The 13,840-nt window shown below is 63.3% G+C and carries 13 protein-coding genes and 1 tRNA gene; 7 read left to right on the top strand and 7 right to left on the bottom strand.

The annotated features are described in order from the left end of the window. Positions 1-107 precede the first annotated feature (107 nt). Both AACZ55_RS12050 and AACZ55_RS12055 read left to right on the top strand, forming a co-directional pair. Positions 108-1,391, top strand: a complete 1,284-nt coding sequence (locus AACZ55_RS12050; RefSeq protein WP_339646378.1) for a surface lipoprotein assembly modifier — start codon at positions 108-110, stop codon at positions 1,389-1,391. A gap of 65 nt (positions 1,392-1,456) precedes the next feature. Beyond that, a tRNA-Arg gene (locus tag AACZ55_RS12055) sits at positions 1,457-1,533 on the top strand. A gap of 138 nt (positions 1,534-1,671) precedes the next feature. Here AACZ55_RS12055 and cydB read toward each other — a convergent pair. Beyond that, the gene (gene cydB / locus AACZ55_RS12060) at positions 1,672-2,676 is read right to left on the bottom strand and encodes a cytochrome d ubiquinol oxidase subunit II (protein ID WP_339646381.1); all 1,005 of its coding nucleotides are present in this window, start codon (positions 2,674-2,676) and stop codon (positions 1,672-1,674) included. After that, the gene (locus AACZ55_RS12065; protein WP_339646384.1) at positions 2,666-4,087 is read right to left on the bottom strand and encodes a cytochrome ubiquinol oxidase subunit I; all 1,422 of its coding nucleotides are present in this window, start codon (positions 4,085-4,087) and stop codon (positions 2,666-2,668) included. Before AACZ55_RS12065 ends, cydB begins: the two co-directional genes overlap by 11 nt. A 190-nt stretch (positions 4,088-4,277) precedes the next feature. On the opposite strand from AACZ55_RS12065, the gene AACZ55_RS12070 reads away from it, so the two are divergent. Then, entirely contained in the window at positions 4,278-4,433 is a 156-nt protein-coding gene (locus AACZ55_RS12070) for a hypothetical protein (protein WP_338609005.1), read from the top strand. A 9-nt stretch (positions 4,434-4,442) separates the two neighbouring features. On the opposite strand, the gene gloB is transcribed toward AACZ55_RS12070, so the two are convergent. Next, entirely contained in the window at positions 4,443-5,210 is a 768-nt protein-coding gene (gene gloB / locus AACZ55_RS12075; RefSeq protein WP_339646386.1) for a hydroxyacylglutathione hydrolase, read from the bottom strand. Between the two features lie 130 nt (positions 5,211-5,340). Between gloB and AACZ55_RS12080 the strand changes: the two genes are divergently transcribed. Then, positions 5,341-6,075, top strand: a complete 735-nt coding sequence (locus tag AACZ55_RS12080; protein ID WP_339646388.1) for a methyltransferase domain-containing protein — start codon at positions 5,341-5,343, stop codon at positions 6,073-6,075. A gap of 33 nt (positions 6,076-6,108) precedes the next feature. Here the strand turns inward: AACZ55_RS12080 and AACZ55_RS12085 are convergent, their stop codons facing one another. Together AACZ55_RS12085 and AACZ55_RS12090 are read right to left on the bottom strand one after the other, a co-directional pair. Beyond that, the gene (locus AACZ55_RS12085; protein WP_339646391.1) at positions 6,109-6,633 is read right to left on the bottom strand and encodes a MarR family transcriptional regulator; all 525 of its coding nucleotides are present in this window, start codon (positions 6,631-6,633) and stop codon (positions 6,109-6,111) included. 41 nt (positions 6,634-6,674) lie between these two features. Then, positions 6,675-7,328, bottom strand: coding sequence for an NAD(P)H-dependent oxidoreductase (locus AACZ55_RS12090; protein ID WP_338609009.1), 654 nt, complete (start codon positions 7,326-7,328; stop codon positions 6,675-6,677). 234 nt (positions 7,329-7,562) lie between these two features. Here AACZ55_RS12090 and AACZ55_RS12095 point away from each other — a divergent pair, with 234 nt between their 5' ends. Further along, positions 7,563-9,452 (top strand): metallophosphoesterase family protein, encoded by a 1,890-nt coding sequence (locus AACZ55_RS12095; RefSeq protein ID WP_339646393.1) that lies wholly within the window; start codon positions 7,563-7,565, stop codon positions 9,450-9,452. Positions 9,453-9,628: 176 nt separating this feature from the next. Here AACZ55_RS12095 and AACZ55_RS12100 read toward each other — a convergent pair whose 3' ends face one another. Together AACZ55_RS12100 and AACZ55_RS12105 are read right to left on the bottom strand one after the other, a co-directional pair. Further along, entirely contained in the window at positions 9,629-11,338 is a 1,710-nt protein-coding gene (locus AACZ55_RS12100; protein ID WP_339646394.1) for an alpha/beta-hydrolase family protein, read from the bottom strand. Next, positions 11,335-11,970, bottom strand: a complete 636-nt coding sequence (locus AACZ55_RS12105; RefSeq protein ID WP_339646395.1) for an exopolysaccharide biosynthesis protein — start codon at positions 11,968-11,970, stop codon at positions 11,335-11,337. The genes AACZ55_RS12100 and AACZ55_RS12105 overlap by 4 nt, the downstream gene beginning before the upstream one ends. Before the next feature lie 188 nt (positions 11,971-12,158). On the opposite strand from AACZ55_RS12105, the gene hisC reads away from it, so the two are divergent. Next, positions 12,159-13,253 (top strand): histidinol-phosphate transaminase, encoded by a 1,095-nt coding sequence (gene hisC, locus AACZ55_RS12110; protein WP_339646398.1) that lies wholly within the window; start codon positions 12,159-12,161, stop codon positions 13,251-13,253. Continuing rightward, a partial coding sequence (locus AACZ55_RS12115; protein ID WP_339646400.1) for a prephenate dehydrogenase/arogenate dehydrogenase family protein occupies positions 13,250-13,840 on the top strand: 591 nt, incomplete at its 3' end. The genes hisC and AACZ55_RS12115, both read left to right, overlap by 4 nt.

The raw sequence follows: 13,840 nt of genomic DNA on the forward strand, positions 1-13,840 counted from the left end.
GGTCGGTACCGGCGCCTTCTCGGGCACCCAGGATTAATTGCGGGCCTCCAACCTGTAACGGGTACGGCATGATCGTGCCGTACCCGTCTGTTTTTGGGATACAGGCGATGCGTATTGCGATCCTTATGGTGGCTCTTGTTCTGGGATTGGCGGGCACAGCGGCCGGCCGCGAACCCGACGGCGCCTTGCTGGCACGCCTTTTGGCGTCGGGGGACTATGGTGGGGCCCGTGCCCATCTTGCCGCCACTGTAACCGAGCCGGCGCTGCATGCGCTTCATCGTACCCATCTCGAAGGGCTGATCGCCCGGCAGCAGGGCAGGAACGCCGAGGCCGCCGCGCTGTTTCGCGCCGTGCTGGCCATCGAGCCGGGTTTCGTTGCGGCGCGTGTCGAATTGGCCAGAAGCCTGCTTGCCACGCGCAGTTTCGAGGGCGCACAGCACCATCTGGACATTCTGGCGCTCCACCCCGATGACGAAATCGGCAGCCTTGCGCAGTCGGGCCTCGACCATATCAGGGCCAATCGCGGTTATGGCGCCCAGATGCATTTTTCCATAGCGCCATCGAGCAATCTCAACAGGGGCAGTTCGCACCAGACTTTTGCCGCTGGCGGGCTGGCCTTTGCGATCGATCCAGATTCGCGCCGGACGGCGGGGACGGCGATCACGATCGGTGGGAGCGCCTATCACAGCTCCAATCTGCCCAACGGGCAGACCATCGTTGCAAGCGCTGCGGCGGATCTGACCACCGATATCGAGGGAACGCGCGCCGAACAGATATCGCTGAGCACCGGACTGAGTTGGCAGGGCCGTATCGGCAATGGCCGATTTGCGCTCGGCCCGATTGCCGATGCGACCTATCGGGGGCTCGAGCCCCATCTTGTGCGCTATGGGCTGAGCGGGAAACTCGATGTTCTTGCCGGGCCGCAAAACCTTGTGGGGTTAAGCTTTACCGCTTTGGGCCAGGACTACGCCTCGCAGGCCTATCGTGATGGGTTTCGGGTGCTGGCCGGTGCGCAATTGACCCATGCGTTCAGCCCGACGGTGCGGGCAAGTCTTTCAGTGGGCATGGACATCGAACGCACGCAAAGGGCCCATTTGGACCGGGACGGGGTGTCTGGCGAAGTGCGGGTGGCGAGCGATTGGCGGGGCGGATTTTCGACTTCGCTTTTTGCACGCTATGCCAGGGACCAGTATCTGGGGAACTATCCGGGCACCGGCACGCCGCGCCTCGATGATCGGCTGAGCGCGGGGGTTACGGTCTCGAACAGCCGGATCGATCTTGGCGGTTTTACGCCGGCGCTCACCTACAGCTATACGCGGCAGTTTTCCAATGTGAGCTTTTTCGACCATGACAGCCATGATGTCAGCCTGGGGTTGACCAAGGCGTTCTAGGACCGTGATCGCACGGCAATTGCCGGTTCCCATCACCCTCCGATTTTGCTAAGCGCTATGGCCGTGGTCCCGTAGCTCAGCAGGATAGAGCATCAGATTCCTAATCTGAGGGTCACTGGTTCGAATCCAGTCGGGATCACCATTTTCGTGCCGCGCCGTCGAGCGGCTCAGCCCAGCAGCACCCAGCGGATGAGAAGGCCGACCACGGTTACCGTGCCCACGCCGGCCGCCCACAATCCGGCAAACCACAAAAGGCGGGTGCCGAGCTGTTGTGCTTTTTTCAATGGTAGCCCTCGTCGGGGTCCACCTTGCCGCGAAACACCCAATAGGCATAGCCGGTATAGGCCAGGATGATGGGGACCAGCACCAGCGCTCCGACAAGCAGGAACAGCAGGCTGGAATCGGGGGCGGCGGCCTCTTCAATGGTCAGCGCCGTTGGCACGATATAGGGATAGAAACTGATCCCGAGCCCGGCAAAGCTCACCACGAACAGGCCCAGGGCAGCGAGGAAAGGCTGCAGGTGCTTGTCGCGCGTCAGCCCGTGCCAGAGCGCCAGGGCGCAGCCAGCCAGAAGCAGGGGGACGATGTAGGAGAACAGGGACGCAGGGAAGGTGAACCAGCGTTCGAAATAGACAATGGAGATAAACGGGCTCCAGAGCGAGACGATACCGATCAGACCGAGCATGGCAACGCCGGTGATCATGGCGTAGCGCCGGGCGGTGGCCTGCAATTTGCCGCCGGTCTTGAGGTTGAGCCATGTCGCGCCCAACAGCGCATAGCCGATGACGACGGAAAGTCCGGTGACGATCGAGAACGGGGTGAGCCAGTCCCACCAGCCGCCCGCATATTCACGGTCAACGATGTTTATGCCCTGAACCAGAGCGCCGAGCGCGATCCCCTGCATGAACGCCGATACCGTCGATCCGATCCAGAATCCCGTGTCCCAGAAATTGGCCCAGCGGACGGTGCGCCAGCGGAATTCGAAGGCGACGCCGCGAAAGACCAGGCCCAGCAGCATCAGGATTATGGGCATATAGAGCGCCGGCAACACCGTTGCATACACCACCGGGAAGACCGCCATAAGCCCGCCGCCGCCAAGCACCAGCCAGGTCTCGTTGCCGTCCCAGACCGGCGCAATGGAGTTGGTCATGATGTTGCGGTCGTGACGGCTGGGGAAGAAGGGGAAAAGGATGCCCACCCCCAGGTCAAACCCGTCGAGAACCACGTAGGCGAGCACGGCAAAGGCAATCAGCCCCGCCCAGACCGTCGGCAGATCAATCGGCACGATCGCCTCCTTCGCGGATGGTATTTTCCTGGGCCGGACCGGGGTTGATGCCGCTGGCGCGGTGCGGGCCGCGTTCGAGTTCGCGATCGTCTTCAAGAACCGGCGTGCGGTGCATCAGGCGCAGCAGATAAAAGACCCCGGCGCCGAAGACGAAGAAATAGACGATGACGAATGCGGTCAGCGATGCCCCCACGGCCGGAGCGTCGACCGGCGAGAGGCTCTCAGATGTCCGCATCAGACCATAGACGGTGTAGGGCTGGCGGCCCACCTCGGTGGTGAACCACCCCGCGATGACCGCCACAAACCCCGAGGGGCCCATGACCAGCGCGGCCCGGTGCAGCCAGCGCGCCTCGTAGAGCGTCTTGCGATAGCGGGCCCACAGCGACCAAATGCCGATCCCCAGCATCAGAAAGCCGATGCCGACCATGATGCGAAAGGCAAAGAAGGGGATCAGCGCGGGCGGGCGCTCATCCTCGGGAAAGGCTTTCAGACCCTCCACCCGGCCATCGAGATGATGGGTCAGGATCAAAGAGCCGAGATAGGGGATTTCGATGGCGAACCGGGTCTCCTCGGCCTCATCGTCGGGGATGCCGAACAGGATCAGCGGTGCGCCGTCGTGGCTGTCGTAATGGCCTTCCATGGCGGCGATCTTGGCCGGCTGGTGTTCGAGGGTGTTGAGCCCGTGCATGTCGCCGGCGAAAATCTGGATGGGGGTCACGATGGCGGCCATCCACATGGCCATGGAAAACATGATCCGTGCCTGCCGGTTGGTCCGGTCGCGCAGCAGGTGAAACGCCCCGACGGCCCCCACGGCAAAGGCGGTGGTCAGAAACGCGGCCAGAACGGTATGGGTCAGGCGGTAGGGGAAGGAGGGATTGAAGACGATCTCCCACCAGTTTTCCGGCACGAACCGGCCCAGCTCGTCGATGGAATAGCCGGCGGGGGTGTGCATCCAGGAATTGACCGACAAGATCCAGGTGGCCGAAACCAGCGTGCCAAAGGCAACCACGGCGACGGCGAACATATGGAGCCCCTCGCCGACGCGCTTGCGGCCGAACAGCATGATGCCGAGAAACCCCGCCTCAAGGAAAAAGGCGGTCAGCACCTCATAGCCCATCAGCGGCCCGATCACCGCCCCGGCCCGCTCGGAAAACACCGACCAGTTGGTGCCGAACTGGTAGCTCATGACGATGCCCGACACCACGCCCATGCCAAAGGTGATGGCAAAGATCGTCTTCCAGTATTCGAAGAGGTTGAGATAGGCGGGGTCGCGCTTCCAGAGCCAGAGCGCGTTCAAAACCGCAAGGTAGCTCGCCGTGCCGATGGAAAAGGCCGGGAAGATGAAGTGGAAGGAAACCGTGAAAGCGAACTGGATCCGCGCCAGCAGTTCAGCCGTCTGTCCGTAGTCCATGTATCACCTCGTAAGGGCTGACACATCAAACCGATCTTTTGGCTCAATTGCAAATGGCCGATGGCGGTAAGGCGCGCGGCATACTGCCCCAAGAGGCGGCTTGCCGCAGGGGCGGGCCAAACTATATGCACATCCGGGTCGGGGGTATGATAAGCCCGGCCGTACGTGACAGTGAACCGGAGCCCCGCCCATGCCGTCCTCAGCGCTTGCAAAGCTTACCCGCGCCATTGAGGAGCTCGAGCGCACCGTGGCGGTCAACCGCTATACCGATGCCGACCGGATGGCGCTCAAATCCGAGCTTGAAACGCGCATCCAGCAAATCGACGAATTGCGCCAGCGGCTATAGCCGTTCGCCCTAGAAGTTATCCTTGGCCTTGCGGATGGCGCCGAAGACCTGCCAGGCGGGGGCGTCTTCGTGGCCCATGGCCCTGGCCATCCGGGGCGTATCGGCGCGCAGGAAGGGGTTGGCGGCAAGATCCTCGCCCAGATTGAAGGGGATGGTGGGCCGACCCGAATCGATCTGGTCCTGAGCCTGTTCGGCGCGGGCCTTGAGGGCGGAATTGTCCGGATCGATCGAGAGGGCGAATCTGGCATTGGCGAGGGTGTATTCGTGGCCGCAATAGACCATGGTTTCGGGTGGCAGGGCCTTGAGCCGTTCAAGGCCGGCCCACATGGACTGGGCATCGCCCTCGAACATGCGGCCCACGCCCATGGAAAACAGGGCGTCGGCGGAAAACAGCACTTTTTCCTCGGGCGCGAAAAAGGCGATGTGGCCCAGGGTGTGGCCGGGCACGTCGATCACCTCAAAGATCGTTTCGCCCAAGCTCACCGTTTCGCCGCCGCCCACCAGCGTATCGAGCCCGGCGATCTTGCCCGCTTCGCCCCTGGGGCCGATCACGTTGCAGTCAAATTTCCGCTTGAGGGGCGCGATGGCGTCGGTGTGGTCGGGGTGGTGGTGGGTGATCACGATATCGGTCAGAGTCCAGCCGCGCTTTTCGAGTTCGGCGAGAATCGGGGCCTCTTCGGGGGCGTCGATGGCGGCGACGCGGCCTGACGCTGTATCGCGGACGAGATAGCCGAAATTATCGCTGAGCGCTGGGAAAACGGCGATTTCGAGGGACATGGCAGGCCTCCTGTTTGATTTTGCGGCAAGGGTATGGCGCGGGCCTGTCACATGCAAGGTTTGACGTTGGAGACCAAACCGCCCACATAGGTCAGGTGCGTTTGCATCTGGCGCGAGTGAACAAAAATCCATGACACCTGACGTCGACGGGCTGATCCGCTTTTACAAATCACCCCTGGGCCGGCTGACGCGGCAATCGATCCGCCAGCAGGTGAGCGAGCTGGCCGGGGATGTCACCGGGTTGCGGCTGTTGGGGCTGGGGTTTGCCACGCCCTATCTGCGCGGGGCGCTCAAGGGGGCCGAGCGGGTGCTGGCCTTCATGCCGGCCCGGCAGGGGGCTTCGAGCTGGCCGCGCGAGGGCCCCTCGCACACGGTTTTGTGCGATCCGCTGGAAATGCCGCTGACCGATGCGGCCATGGACATGGCGATCGTCATTCACGGGTTCGAGCATGTCGTGGACCCCGAAGACATGATGCGTGAGTTGTGGCGGATCTGCGCGCCCAACGCGCAGGTGATCATCGTCGTGCCGCGGCGGCGCGGGCTGTGGGCGGGGCTGGACACCAATCCGTTCGGCTATGGCCAGCCCTATTCGCGCGGGCAGATGGACAAGCTGTTGCGCGATCACTCCTTTACGCCCCAAGTCTGGCGCGACGGGCTGTTTTTCCCGCCCATTCATTCCGGGCCGATCCTGCGCTCGGCGCGGATGATCGAAAAGGCGAGCAAGATATTCGGGCCGACCTTTGCCGGGGCGCTGTGCGTTCGGGCGAAAAAGGAACAGTTTCCCGCCATCGCGCGGCGCAAGCGGGCCGAAAAGGCGCTGGGGGCGCCCGAACTCAGCCCGCAGACGGCGCGGGAGGGGTTTTAGCAAAGGGGGCGGCGTTCGCCGGACCGATGGGGGTCAGCACGCTTGGCTGGTGCCCAGGGCGGCCTGACAGATTTCGACGCTCTCGGCCTCGTCGGGCGATTGGGCATTGTCCGCGTCGAGCCCGGCGGCTCTCGAGAGCGAGCGCTGGAACCAGGCCGCTTCCTCGGGGTTCAATCGCGAGAGCACCTGTTTTTCGACCTGTTCAACGGCACGGGTGAATTTGGCGAGGGTCTTTTGCCCTTTTGCCGTGATCTTGATGTGGCGGATGCGGCGGTCCTGCGGATCGGGGGTGCGCTTGACGAGGCCATCGTTTTCCAGCCCGTCGAGAAGATAGGTCAGGATGGTCTTGTCGAGCCCCAGCCGCTCGGCGATGGCGGCCTGGCTGTGGCAGGTTTCCTTTTCGACAAGCGCCATCACCAGAAAACCGCGCGCCCCGCCGGGCAGCCCGACAAGGGCTGCCTCGACCCGGGTCTGATAGGTGCGCAGCAGCGTTGCCAGGGCCCAGCCGAGATTGACGGGGAGCGAGGGGGCTGCCGGGGTGTTGTCCGAAGTGTCCATGGCACCATTTTAGCCTCCGGCAGCGCGCAAGTCGAGGATGGTCAGCCCCGCAGGCGTCCGGCCAGACGCCGGCCATTCTCGCCGGCCAGTGCGTGGGCATTTGCAAGATTTTCGGCGGCCATCCCGCGCAACGATTCCATGGCCGGGTTGACATCGGCCAGGGTGAGTTCGCATTCGACGAGTTCGAGATCGAGCATCCAGATGTCGGCGAGGATGCGCCGGTACCAGGCGGTGCCGTGATCCCAACCATGGCGCGGGGTGCCCGGGCCATAGCCGCCGCCACGGGCAACAATGAGCTGGGCGGGGCGGCCCTTTATCGGGCTCTCAACACCGGACGCCAGGCGCGGATCGGTGAGCACGATGTCGGCCCAAGTCTTGAAGTGCTGGGAGACGCCGAAATTGTAGAACGGAAGCGCAAAGACATAGGCATCGGCCTTTATGAGTTCATCGGCCAGCTCGGTTGCCAGCTGCAGGGACGAAGTCTGGCTGGCGGTGCGCTGGTCGGGTGCTGTGTGGGGCGCGAACACCGCATCGGCCCAGGCCGTGGAGGGCAGCGGGCTCAGGCCGATTTCGCGCCGGGAAAGGGAGATGTCTGCCCCATCGGAGACGAGTGCGGATTGGAGCGTATCGGCGATGGCGCGGGTGACCGAGCCCTCATTGCGAATGGAGGCGTCGAGGCGAAAGAGCGTGGGCATAAAATTACTTTCAGATGATAGAACTGAAAGATCATCTATTAGAAAGATCATATTTTGTAAATACGGTAATTGGATCTTCGAGCCGGCGGGCGATGCTGGGTGTCATCATCGAGCGTCATCAAATTGTGACCCGACGGCGTTAGCTCCTGCACCGTAGTTAAACTTGAGCGCGGCGCCCTGCCATCTCCTTGATGGGAGGCGCGGGCGCGCGCCAATTATCCGGGATCTTTCTTGATGACCAAGCCGTTGCACGCCCTCGCAGTGCTTTTCGCTGCCTACAGCGCGCTCGTTCCGACAATGGTGCTGGCGCAGTCCTCGGACACCGCCCGCGACACCATTTTCGCGGTTCAGCAGCGTTTCGCGACCGAACTCGACACCGAGACCCTCCGCGCGCTTGACGCTGAATCGGCCCTTGCCCTGCTGTCGCCATCCGAGCGCGAGGCCATGGGTCAGCAGTTCGTCCAGTTCGACGTCAACGTCCCGGTTACGGTCTATATCGCACGCGGTGGCGTCGAACCGTTCTGGTTCGAAGATTTTGGCTTCGAGCCGACCGATCTCGAACTCCAGATTCGCCACGAGACCAATTGGAAGGTCTGGAAGGCCGATTTCGCGGCCGGTGCAATCGGGCTTGGTGTCAATGGCCTGACCAGCGCGCAAATCGGCGACAGCGGCGAGCAATATGCCGTGATCGTCGCGCCGCAGAACCCCGAGGATACGCTCGAGATCACCGGACCGGCCGATCATTACGGTGTCGCGACCGCCGAGCTGGACACGCCCGCCTGGAAGGACGAGCCCAGCCGCTATTTCGAGATGCTGCCCGAGGAACTCGAAGGCCTGACGGTCGTCCAGCTTCTGCGCAGCCGTCGCCATGACGGCTTTCTTGTGGAGTTCGCACGATTTACCGACTTCCCCTCAACGCCCGCGCCCGACCAGGTCGTGATCAATCTGGGTGCCGATCCGCGTCGGCAGGTTTCGATCTCCTGGCGCACCGCAGAAGAGATCGCAACTGGCGAAGTGCACATCGCGCCGTCTGAAGCTTTCGATCCCGAAGGCGATTTCGAAACCGTTAAGGCCAACGCCGCTCCTATCGATTCTCCGCGCGACCAGATCATGGGCGACTACACGGCGATCGACGATTTCCCCGGCATGCTCACCGATCTCTGGCCCGAGCCTGCCAATGATCCGACAATCATGCGTCACACCGCGCGCCTGACCGACCTCAAGCCGGGCACACAATACACCTATGTCGTGGGCAGCGACGAAGGCGGCTGGAGCGATCCCTTCACGTTCAGCACGGCCCCAGACGAGCCAGAACCGTTCAGCTTCATCTATTGGGGCGACGTACAGCATGGGTTTGAGACCTGGGCGCCACTCGTCGAGATGGCCGCCGAGGCTGCCCCGGACGCCGCCTTCCATCTCATCGCCGGCGACCTGGTGGCGCGCGGACCGGAGCGGGACGACTGGGATGGCTTCTTTGCTGGAGCCGGTAACGCCTTCGCGGCGACGCCCATTGTGCCCCTGCTCGGAAACCATGAGTACAACGGCACCCCAAGCCCCTCGGTCTATCTCGATACCTTCGATCTGCCCGAGAATGGGGCCGAGGGCCTGACCGAGCGCACCTATGCCTTTGGCTATGGCGATGCGCTGTTTGTCGTCCTCGACGCCAACCGCAAGAGCGAAGCCGAACTCGCGGCCCAGACGGCGTGGCTGGAAGATCAGCTCGCCAATTCGGAGGCGAGCTGGAACATCGTCGCCTTCCACCAGCCTGTCTATCCAGGCCGGGGCGGCCAGGACGAGCCCGAGTTTCGCGAAGCCTGGACACCTCTTTTTGACGCGTACAACGTGGACCTGGTCCTCCAGGGGCACCACCACATGTACCAACGAACCCCGGCCGTGCGCGCTGGCGCGCCGGACCCGGAGGGCACGATCTACGTCATCGCCAATGCCGGCAACAAATACTACGAGGCAGATCGCTTCGAGGAACGCTTCGGGTTTTCTCCCCAGGTGCTGGTCGAAGAGATTCAGACCTACCAGCTGGTGACCGTGGGTGACGATGTGCTGAGCTTTAAGGCCGTCGATCTTGCCGGAAATGTCGTCGACAGCTTCGATATCGCTGCCGACTAGCAAAAAAGGGGCCCGGTCGCTTTGGCGCCGGGCCCTGACTGGCCGCCAGGCTAGACCGTGTCCAGCAAAAGCATGTCCTCGACCCGATCGGGGATGGAAACGGTTTTGCGGTTTGGACACGCGATAAAACAAGGGTTTGGAGCCAAGGATTTGATTCAATCAAATCCTGAACGGCTCTAGGGATCGTTTTCTCGGAACCATCCGCCCACGATATCGCGATAGGTGCCCGTCCGGGAGAGGCGCTCGGTGAGGGTGTCGAGTTCGGCTTCGGTCCAGCCGTCGGGATCGGTTATTTCGATCCAGGCCTTGAGATAATGCTGGGGGGCGTAAACGTGTCCGTAGCCGACCGGGGAGGTCTGGGCGAGGACCAGATCGAAGGTGACCTGGAGGAAGGTGACGACCGGATACCAGGTGAGGTCGGGGGAAACGTCGGGTGCGCGGCGGCCCTCGAGCCATGCGGGGCGGCGATAGATCGTGCCGGGGTCGAAAAACACAACCGGGTCGGAGCCATATTGCAAATAGAACAGGCGCAGCGGCCCCCAGCGCCCTCCATCCGATTGCAGGCCTTCGAACTGGTTGGCGTAGCGCACGATGGAGCCGTCGCCCACCTGCGGCAGCCAGGCGGGGCTTAGGGGATTGCGCGCGCCGGTGACGTCGCGCCAGATCTGGCTGGCAAAGGGCGGACCGACCCAAAGCGCGCCCGCTATGGGATTTGAGAGGACATCGAAGAGGTTGATCGATGCCTGGGAGGAGTAGGCGCCAAGGCTGAGGCCATGCAGGTAGAGCTCGGGGCGGGTCCGGGCCGGCAGGGTGTTCCAGTAATCATAGACGATATCGAACAGGGCGCGCGCGGCCTCGACCCCCACATTGGGCTCGGACACCAAAGAGAGCCAGCTTGTGAGATAGGAATATTGCAGGGCGACGCTGGCCACGTCGCCGCCATGGAGGAATTCGAGCGTATCGATGGCGGGGGGCTGCACCCAGCCGGTGCCCACGGGCATGATAAGCACGAGCACCGAGCGCTCGAAAGCACCGACGCGCAACAGTTCGGCAAGCGCGAGGCGGGCGCGCTGCTCGACGGTTTCGGCCGAGCGCAGGCCGACATAGACGCGTAAGGGGTCGATGGCGGGTTTTTGGGTGATCGCCTCGATTTCGGCGGCGGTGGGGCCGGACTGCACATAGACGCGGGCGTCGAGCCCGATGGTCGACCAGTCGATGAGCGAGGCGGCGCTGCCCGAGCGCAGGGGATCGGTGGGTTGCTCCTCATAGGCGCCGGCCAGGGTGTCGAGGTTTGCATAGAAGCGGTCGGCGGCGATAAAGGCCCAGCTGCCCAGCACGCCGTTGACGGTGATATTGGTGACGATCATCACCACAATGATGCCGCCCACAAGCGCGACGCGGGGCGGGATGATGAGCCGAAGCCAGCCAGAAACCAGCCGGACCCCCGAAACGATCAATGTGCCGAGCGCGATCAGGATCAGGGCGGGCACGATGGCGATGGCGACGACATAGATGGGCTGGTTGGATTCGACAGAAGCCATGTCCATCACGGCGCGGATCGAATTCTGCCAGCCGGTGGAAAGCCACAGGCACACGAATGCAAAAGCCAATCCGGCGCCGATCATCGTCCATTGGGCGTATCGGATCCAGCGGCGCGATGGCGGCCGCAGCCCCATGAAGTTCCAGAGCCATTCGAGAAAGACGCCGATGCCATAGCCGGCGGCGAACACGCAGCCCGACAAAATGCCCTGAATGAGGAAATGGCGGGGGATGAGCGAGGGGGTGAGCGAGAGGGCGAAAAACACAAGCCCCAGGAACACCCCGCCGGCGGGCAGATGCAGGATGAACCGGCGGACCGGCCGTATGGGCCGGAAAACGGGCATCATTGCACGGCCCCGACGGCGGCATTGGCCAGATGCCAGACGCCCCAGATGGCGGCGCCGGCGATGGTGAGCCCGACAAGAGCGAGGACGATCCCGGCAATGATGACCACGGCGTCACGGTTGATCCAGCCCAGACACAAGACGCAGATGCCGGCGTTGGGGATGGCGTTGATGAAGGGAATGGGCAGCATCATGGGCAGGCTGACCGCGATGATGAACAGCGCCAGCACGGGTTGGAAGACGGGGGCGGAGATCAAGAGATAGCGCGGCCGCGAAACCCGGGCCATGGCGGCGGCCATGCGGGCAAAGAGTTTGGTCACGCGCATCAGTGCCTTGGCCGGGAGCTTGCGGCGCCGGATCCAGCCGGGAAGCGTCAGCGGCGCGCCAAGCAGCATGGCGATGGAAAAGCCGATGATGGCAAAGGCGATGGTGCCGCCATAACCGGGCGGGCCGGGCACCATGTTGAGGACGGAAAAAACCAGGATCACAACGATATGGGAATGAACGCCGAGCGCGGCGATCAGGCTGGCGACCGTGAAACGCGGATCGGGCTTTTGCTGGGAGGCGTGGAGCGCTTCGAGCAGGCCACCGATCTGAACCTCCACGGGTGTGGGTTCGGCTTCGGTGGATGTCATGGGCTGGCCTTGCGAAACGAAGAAGTGGCGGGTGGGGCGATCATGCCGTCATGGGAGGATGCGATCAACCGGCAAAGGGTGCATTGGCTGTCCCTTGCCGGAGGCGATTGCTTTAAGGTGAGCCATTCACTATGGTCCGCGCGGCCCCGTAACAGGGGGTACGCCCAAGCCAGTCTATGTGAAGCGCCATGAGTGACAGACCCGTTCCTCAACCGGGGATATTGACCATTGCCCCCTATGTGCCGGGCCGCTCGAGCGCGCCGGGCAAAATGGCCGGCGACACGATCAAGCTCTCGGCCAATGAGTCCCCGCTGGGGGCGAGCCCCAAGGCCATCGCGGCGGTGAAGGCGGCGGCCGAAAAGCTCGAGATTTACCCCGAGGGATCCTCACGCGAACTCCGCGCCGCGCTGGGGGAAGTGCATGGCCTCGATCCCGAGCGTATCGTGGTGGGCGCGGGATCGGACGAAGTGCTGCACCTGCTGGCCCAGACCTATATCGGGGATGGGGACGAGGCGGTGATGAGCCAATATGGCTTCATGGTCTATCCCATCATCACCCGTGCTGCGGGCGGGACGCCCGTGGTGGCGCCGGAAACCGATTATTGCGCCGATGTGGATGCGATCCTTGCGGCGGTGACTGACAAGACGAAAATCGTTTTTCTGGCCAATCCCAACAACCCGACCGGCACCTATCTGGACGCCGAAGCTCTCGACCGCCTCCATGCCGGGCTGCCGGCGAACGTCTTGCTGGTGATCGATTCGGCCTATGCCGAATATGTGACAGCCCCCGATTACGGGGTGGGGATTTCGCTGGTCGAGCGCAGCGAGAACGTCGTGATGGTGCGCACCTTTTCCAAGATGGGGCTGGCGGCGGCGCGGGTGGGCTGGCTTTACGGTCCGGCCCATCTTGTCGATGCGGTCAACCGGATCCGCGGTCCGTTCAACGTCTCGGTGCTGGGGCAGGTGGCGGCGGAAGCGGCGACGCGGGACGTGGCGTTCACCAGGGCGCTGCGCGAGCACAATGACAAGTGGCGGGTGTGGCTGAGCGCCGAAATCGGGTCGAACCGGCTGCGGGTTCTGCCCAGCCAAGGCAATTTCGTTCTTGTGCTGTTTGACGATGCGGACACGGCCAAGGCGGCCAATGGTGCGCTGCTCGAGCGCGGACTGGTGGTGCGGGAAATGGGCGGGTACGGGATCGCCAACGGCTTGCGCATTTCGATCGGCAGCGAAGCGGCGATGAGAGCGGTGGCTGCTACACTCAAAGACTTCATGGACTCAAAATGATCGAGAAACTCGCCCTTATCGGTATCGGGCTGATCGGGTCGTCGATCGCGCTGGGCGCGCGGCGGGCCGGGCTGGCCAAAACGATTGCCATTTCGACGCGGCGGGCCGAAACGCTCGATGAAGCGCGGGCCCTGGGGCTGGGCGATATCTATACGATCGATGCCGCCGAGGCGGTGAAAGATGCCGACCTTGTGATTCTGTGCTCTCCCGTAGGGAGCTACGAGGCGATTGCAGCCAGAATCGCGCCCCATCTCAAGGCCGGCGCGATCCTGTCGGATGTGGGTTCGGTCAAGGGCCATGTTGTCGATGTCGTGGGGCCGCATGTGCCGGCGGGCGTTCATTTCGTGCCCGGCCATCCCCTGGCGGGGACCGAGCATTCGGGGCCATCGGCGGGGTTTGCCGATCTGTTTGAAAACCGCTGGTGCGTTCTGACCCCGCCCGAGGGGACCGATCCCGAGGCTGTGGAGCTGCTGAAGGCGTTCTGGAAGGGGCTGGGGTCCGATGTCGAGGCGATGAGCCCGGCCCACCACGACATGGTGCTGGCGATCACCAGTCATGTGCCGCATCTGGTGGCCTACAATATCGTG

It is taken from the genome of uncultured Pelagibacterium sp. (genome assembly GCF_963972885.1).
GTDB lineage: Bacteria > Pseudomonadota > Alphaproteobacteria > Rhizobiales > Devosiaceae > Pelagibacterium > Pelagibacterium nitratireducens.

Bases quoted from the DNA above. Each gene is read 5' to 3' on its own strand.
- AACZ55_RS12070 (WP_338609005.1), top strand. From the start codon at position 4,278: ATGCCGTCCTCAGCGCTTGCAAAGCTTACCCGCGCCATTGAGGAGCTC.
- AACZ55_RS12085 (WP_339646391.1), bottom strand. From the start codon at position 6,633: ATGGACACTTCGGACAACACCCCGGCAGCCCCCTCGCTCCCCGTCAAT.
- hisC (WP_339646398.1), top strand. From the start codon at position 12,159: ATGAGTGACAGACCCGTTCCTCAACCGGGGATATTGACCATTGCCCCC.
- gloB (WP_339646386.1), bottom strand. From the start codon at position 5,210: ATGTCCCTCGAAATCGCCGTTTTCCCAGCGCTCAGCGATAATTTCGGC.
- AACZ55_RS12050 (WP_339646378.1), top strand. From the start codon at position 108: ATGCGTATTGCGATCCTTATGGTGGCTCTTGTTCTGGGATTGGCGGGC.
- AACZ55_RS12105 (WP_339646395.1), bottom strand. From the start codon at position 11,970: ATGACATCCACCGAAGCCGAACCCACACCCGTGGAGGTTCAGATCGGT.
- AACZ55_RS12100 (WP_339646394.1), bottom strand. From the start codon at position 11,338: ATGATGCCCGTTTTCCGGCCCATACGGCCGGTCCGCCGGTTCATCCTG.
- AACZ55_RS12080 (WP_339646388.1), top strand. From the start codon at position 5,341: ATGACACCTGACGTCGACGGGCTGATCCGCTTTTACAAATCACCCCTG.
- AACZ55_RS12095 (WP_339646393.1), top strand. From the start codon at position 7,563: ATGACCAAGCCGTTGCACGCCCTCGCAGTGCTTTTCGCTGCCTACAGC.
- AACZ55_RS12065 (WP_339646384.1), bottom strand. From the start codon at position 4,087: ATGGACTACGGACAGACGGCTGAACTGCTGGCGCGGATCCAGTTCGCT.
- AACZ55_RS12090 (WP_338609009.1), bottom strand. From the start codon at position 7,328: ATGCCCACGCTCTTTCGCCTCGACGCCTCCATTCGCAATGAGGGCTCG.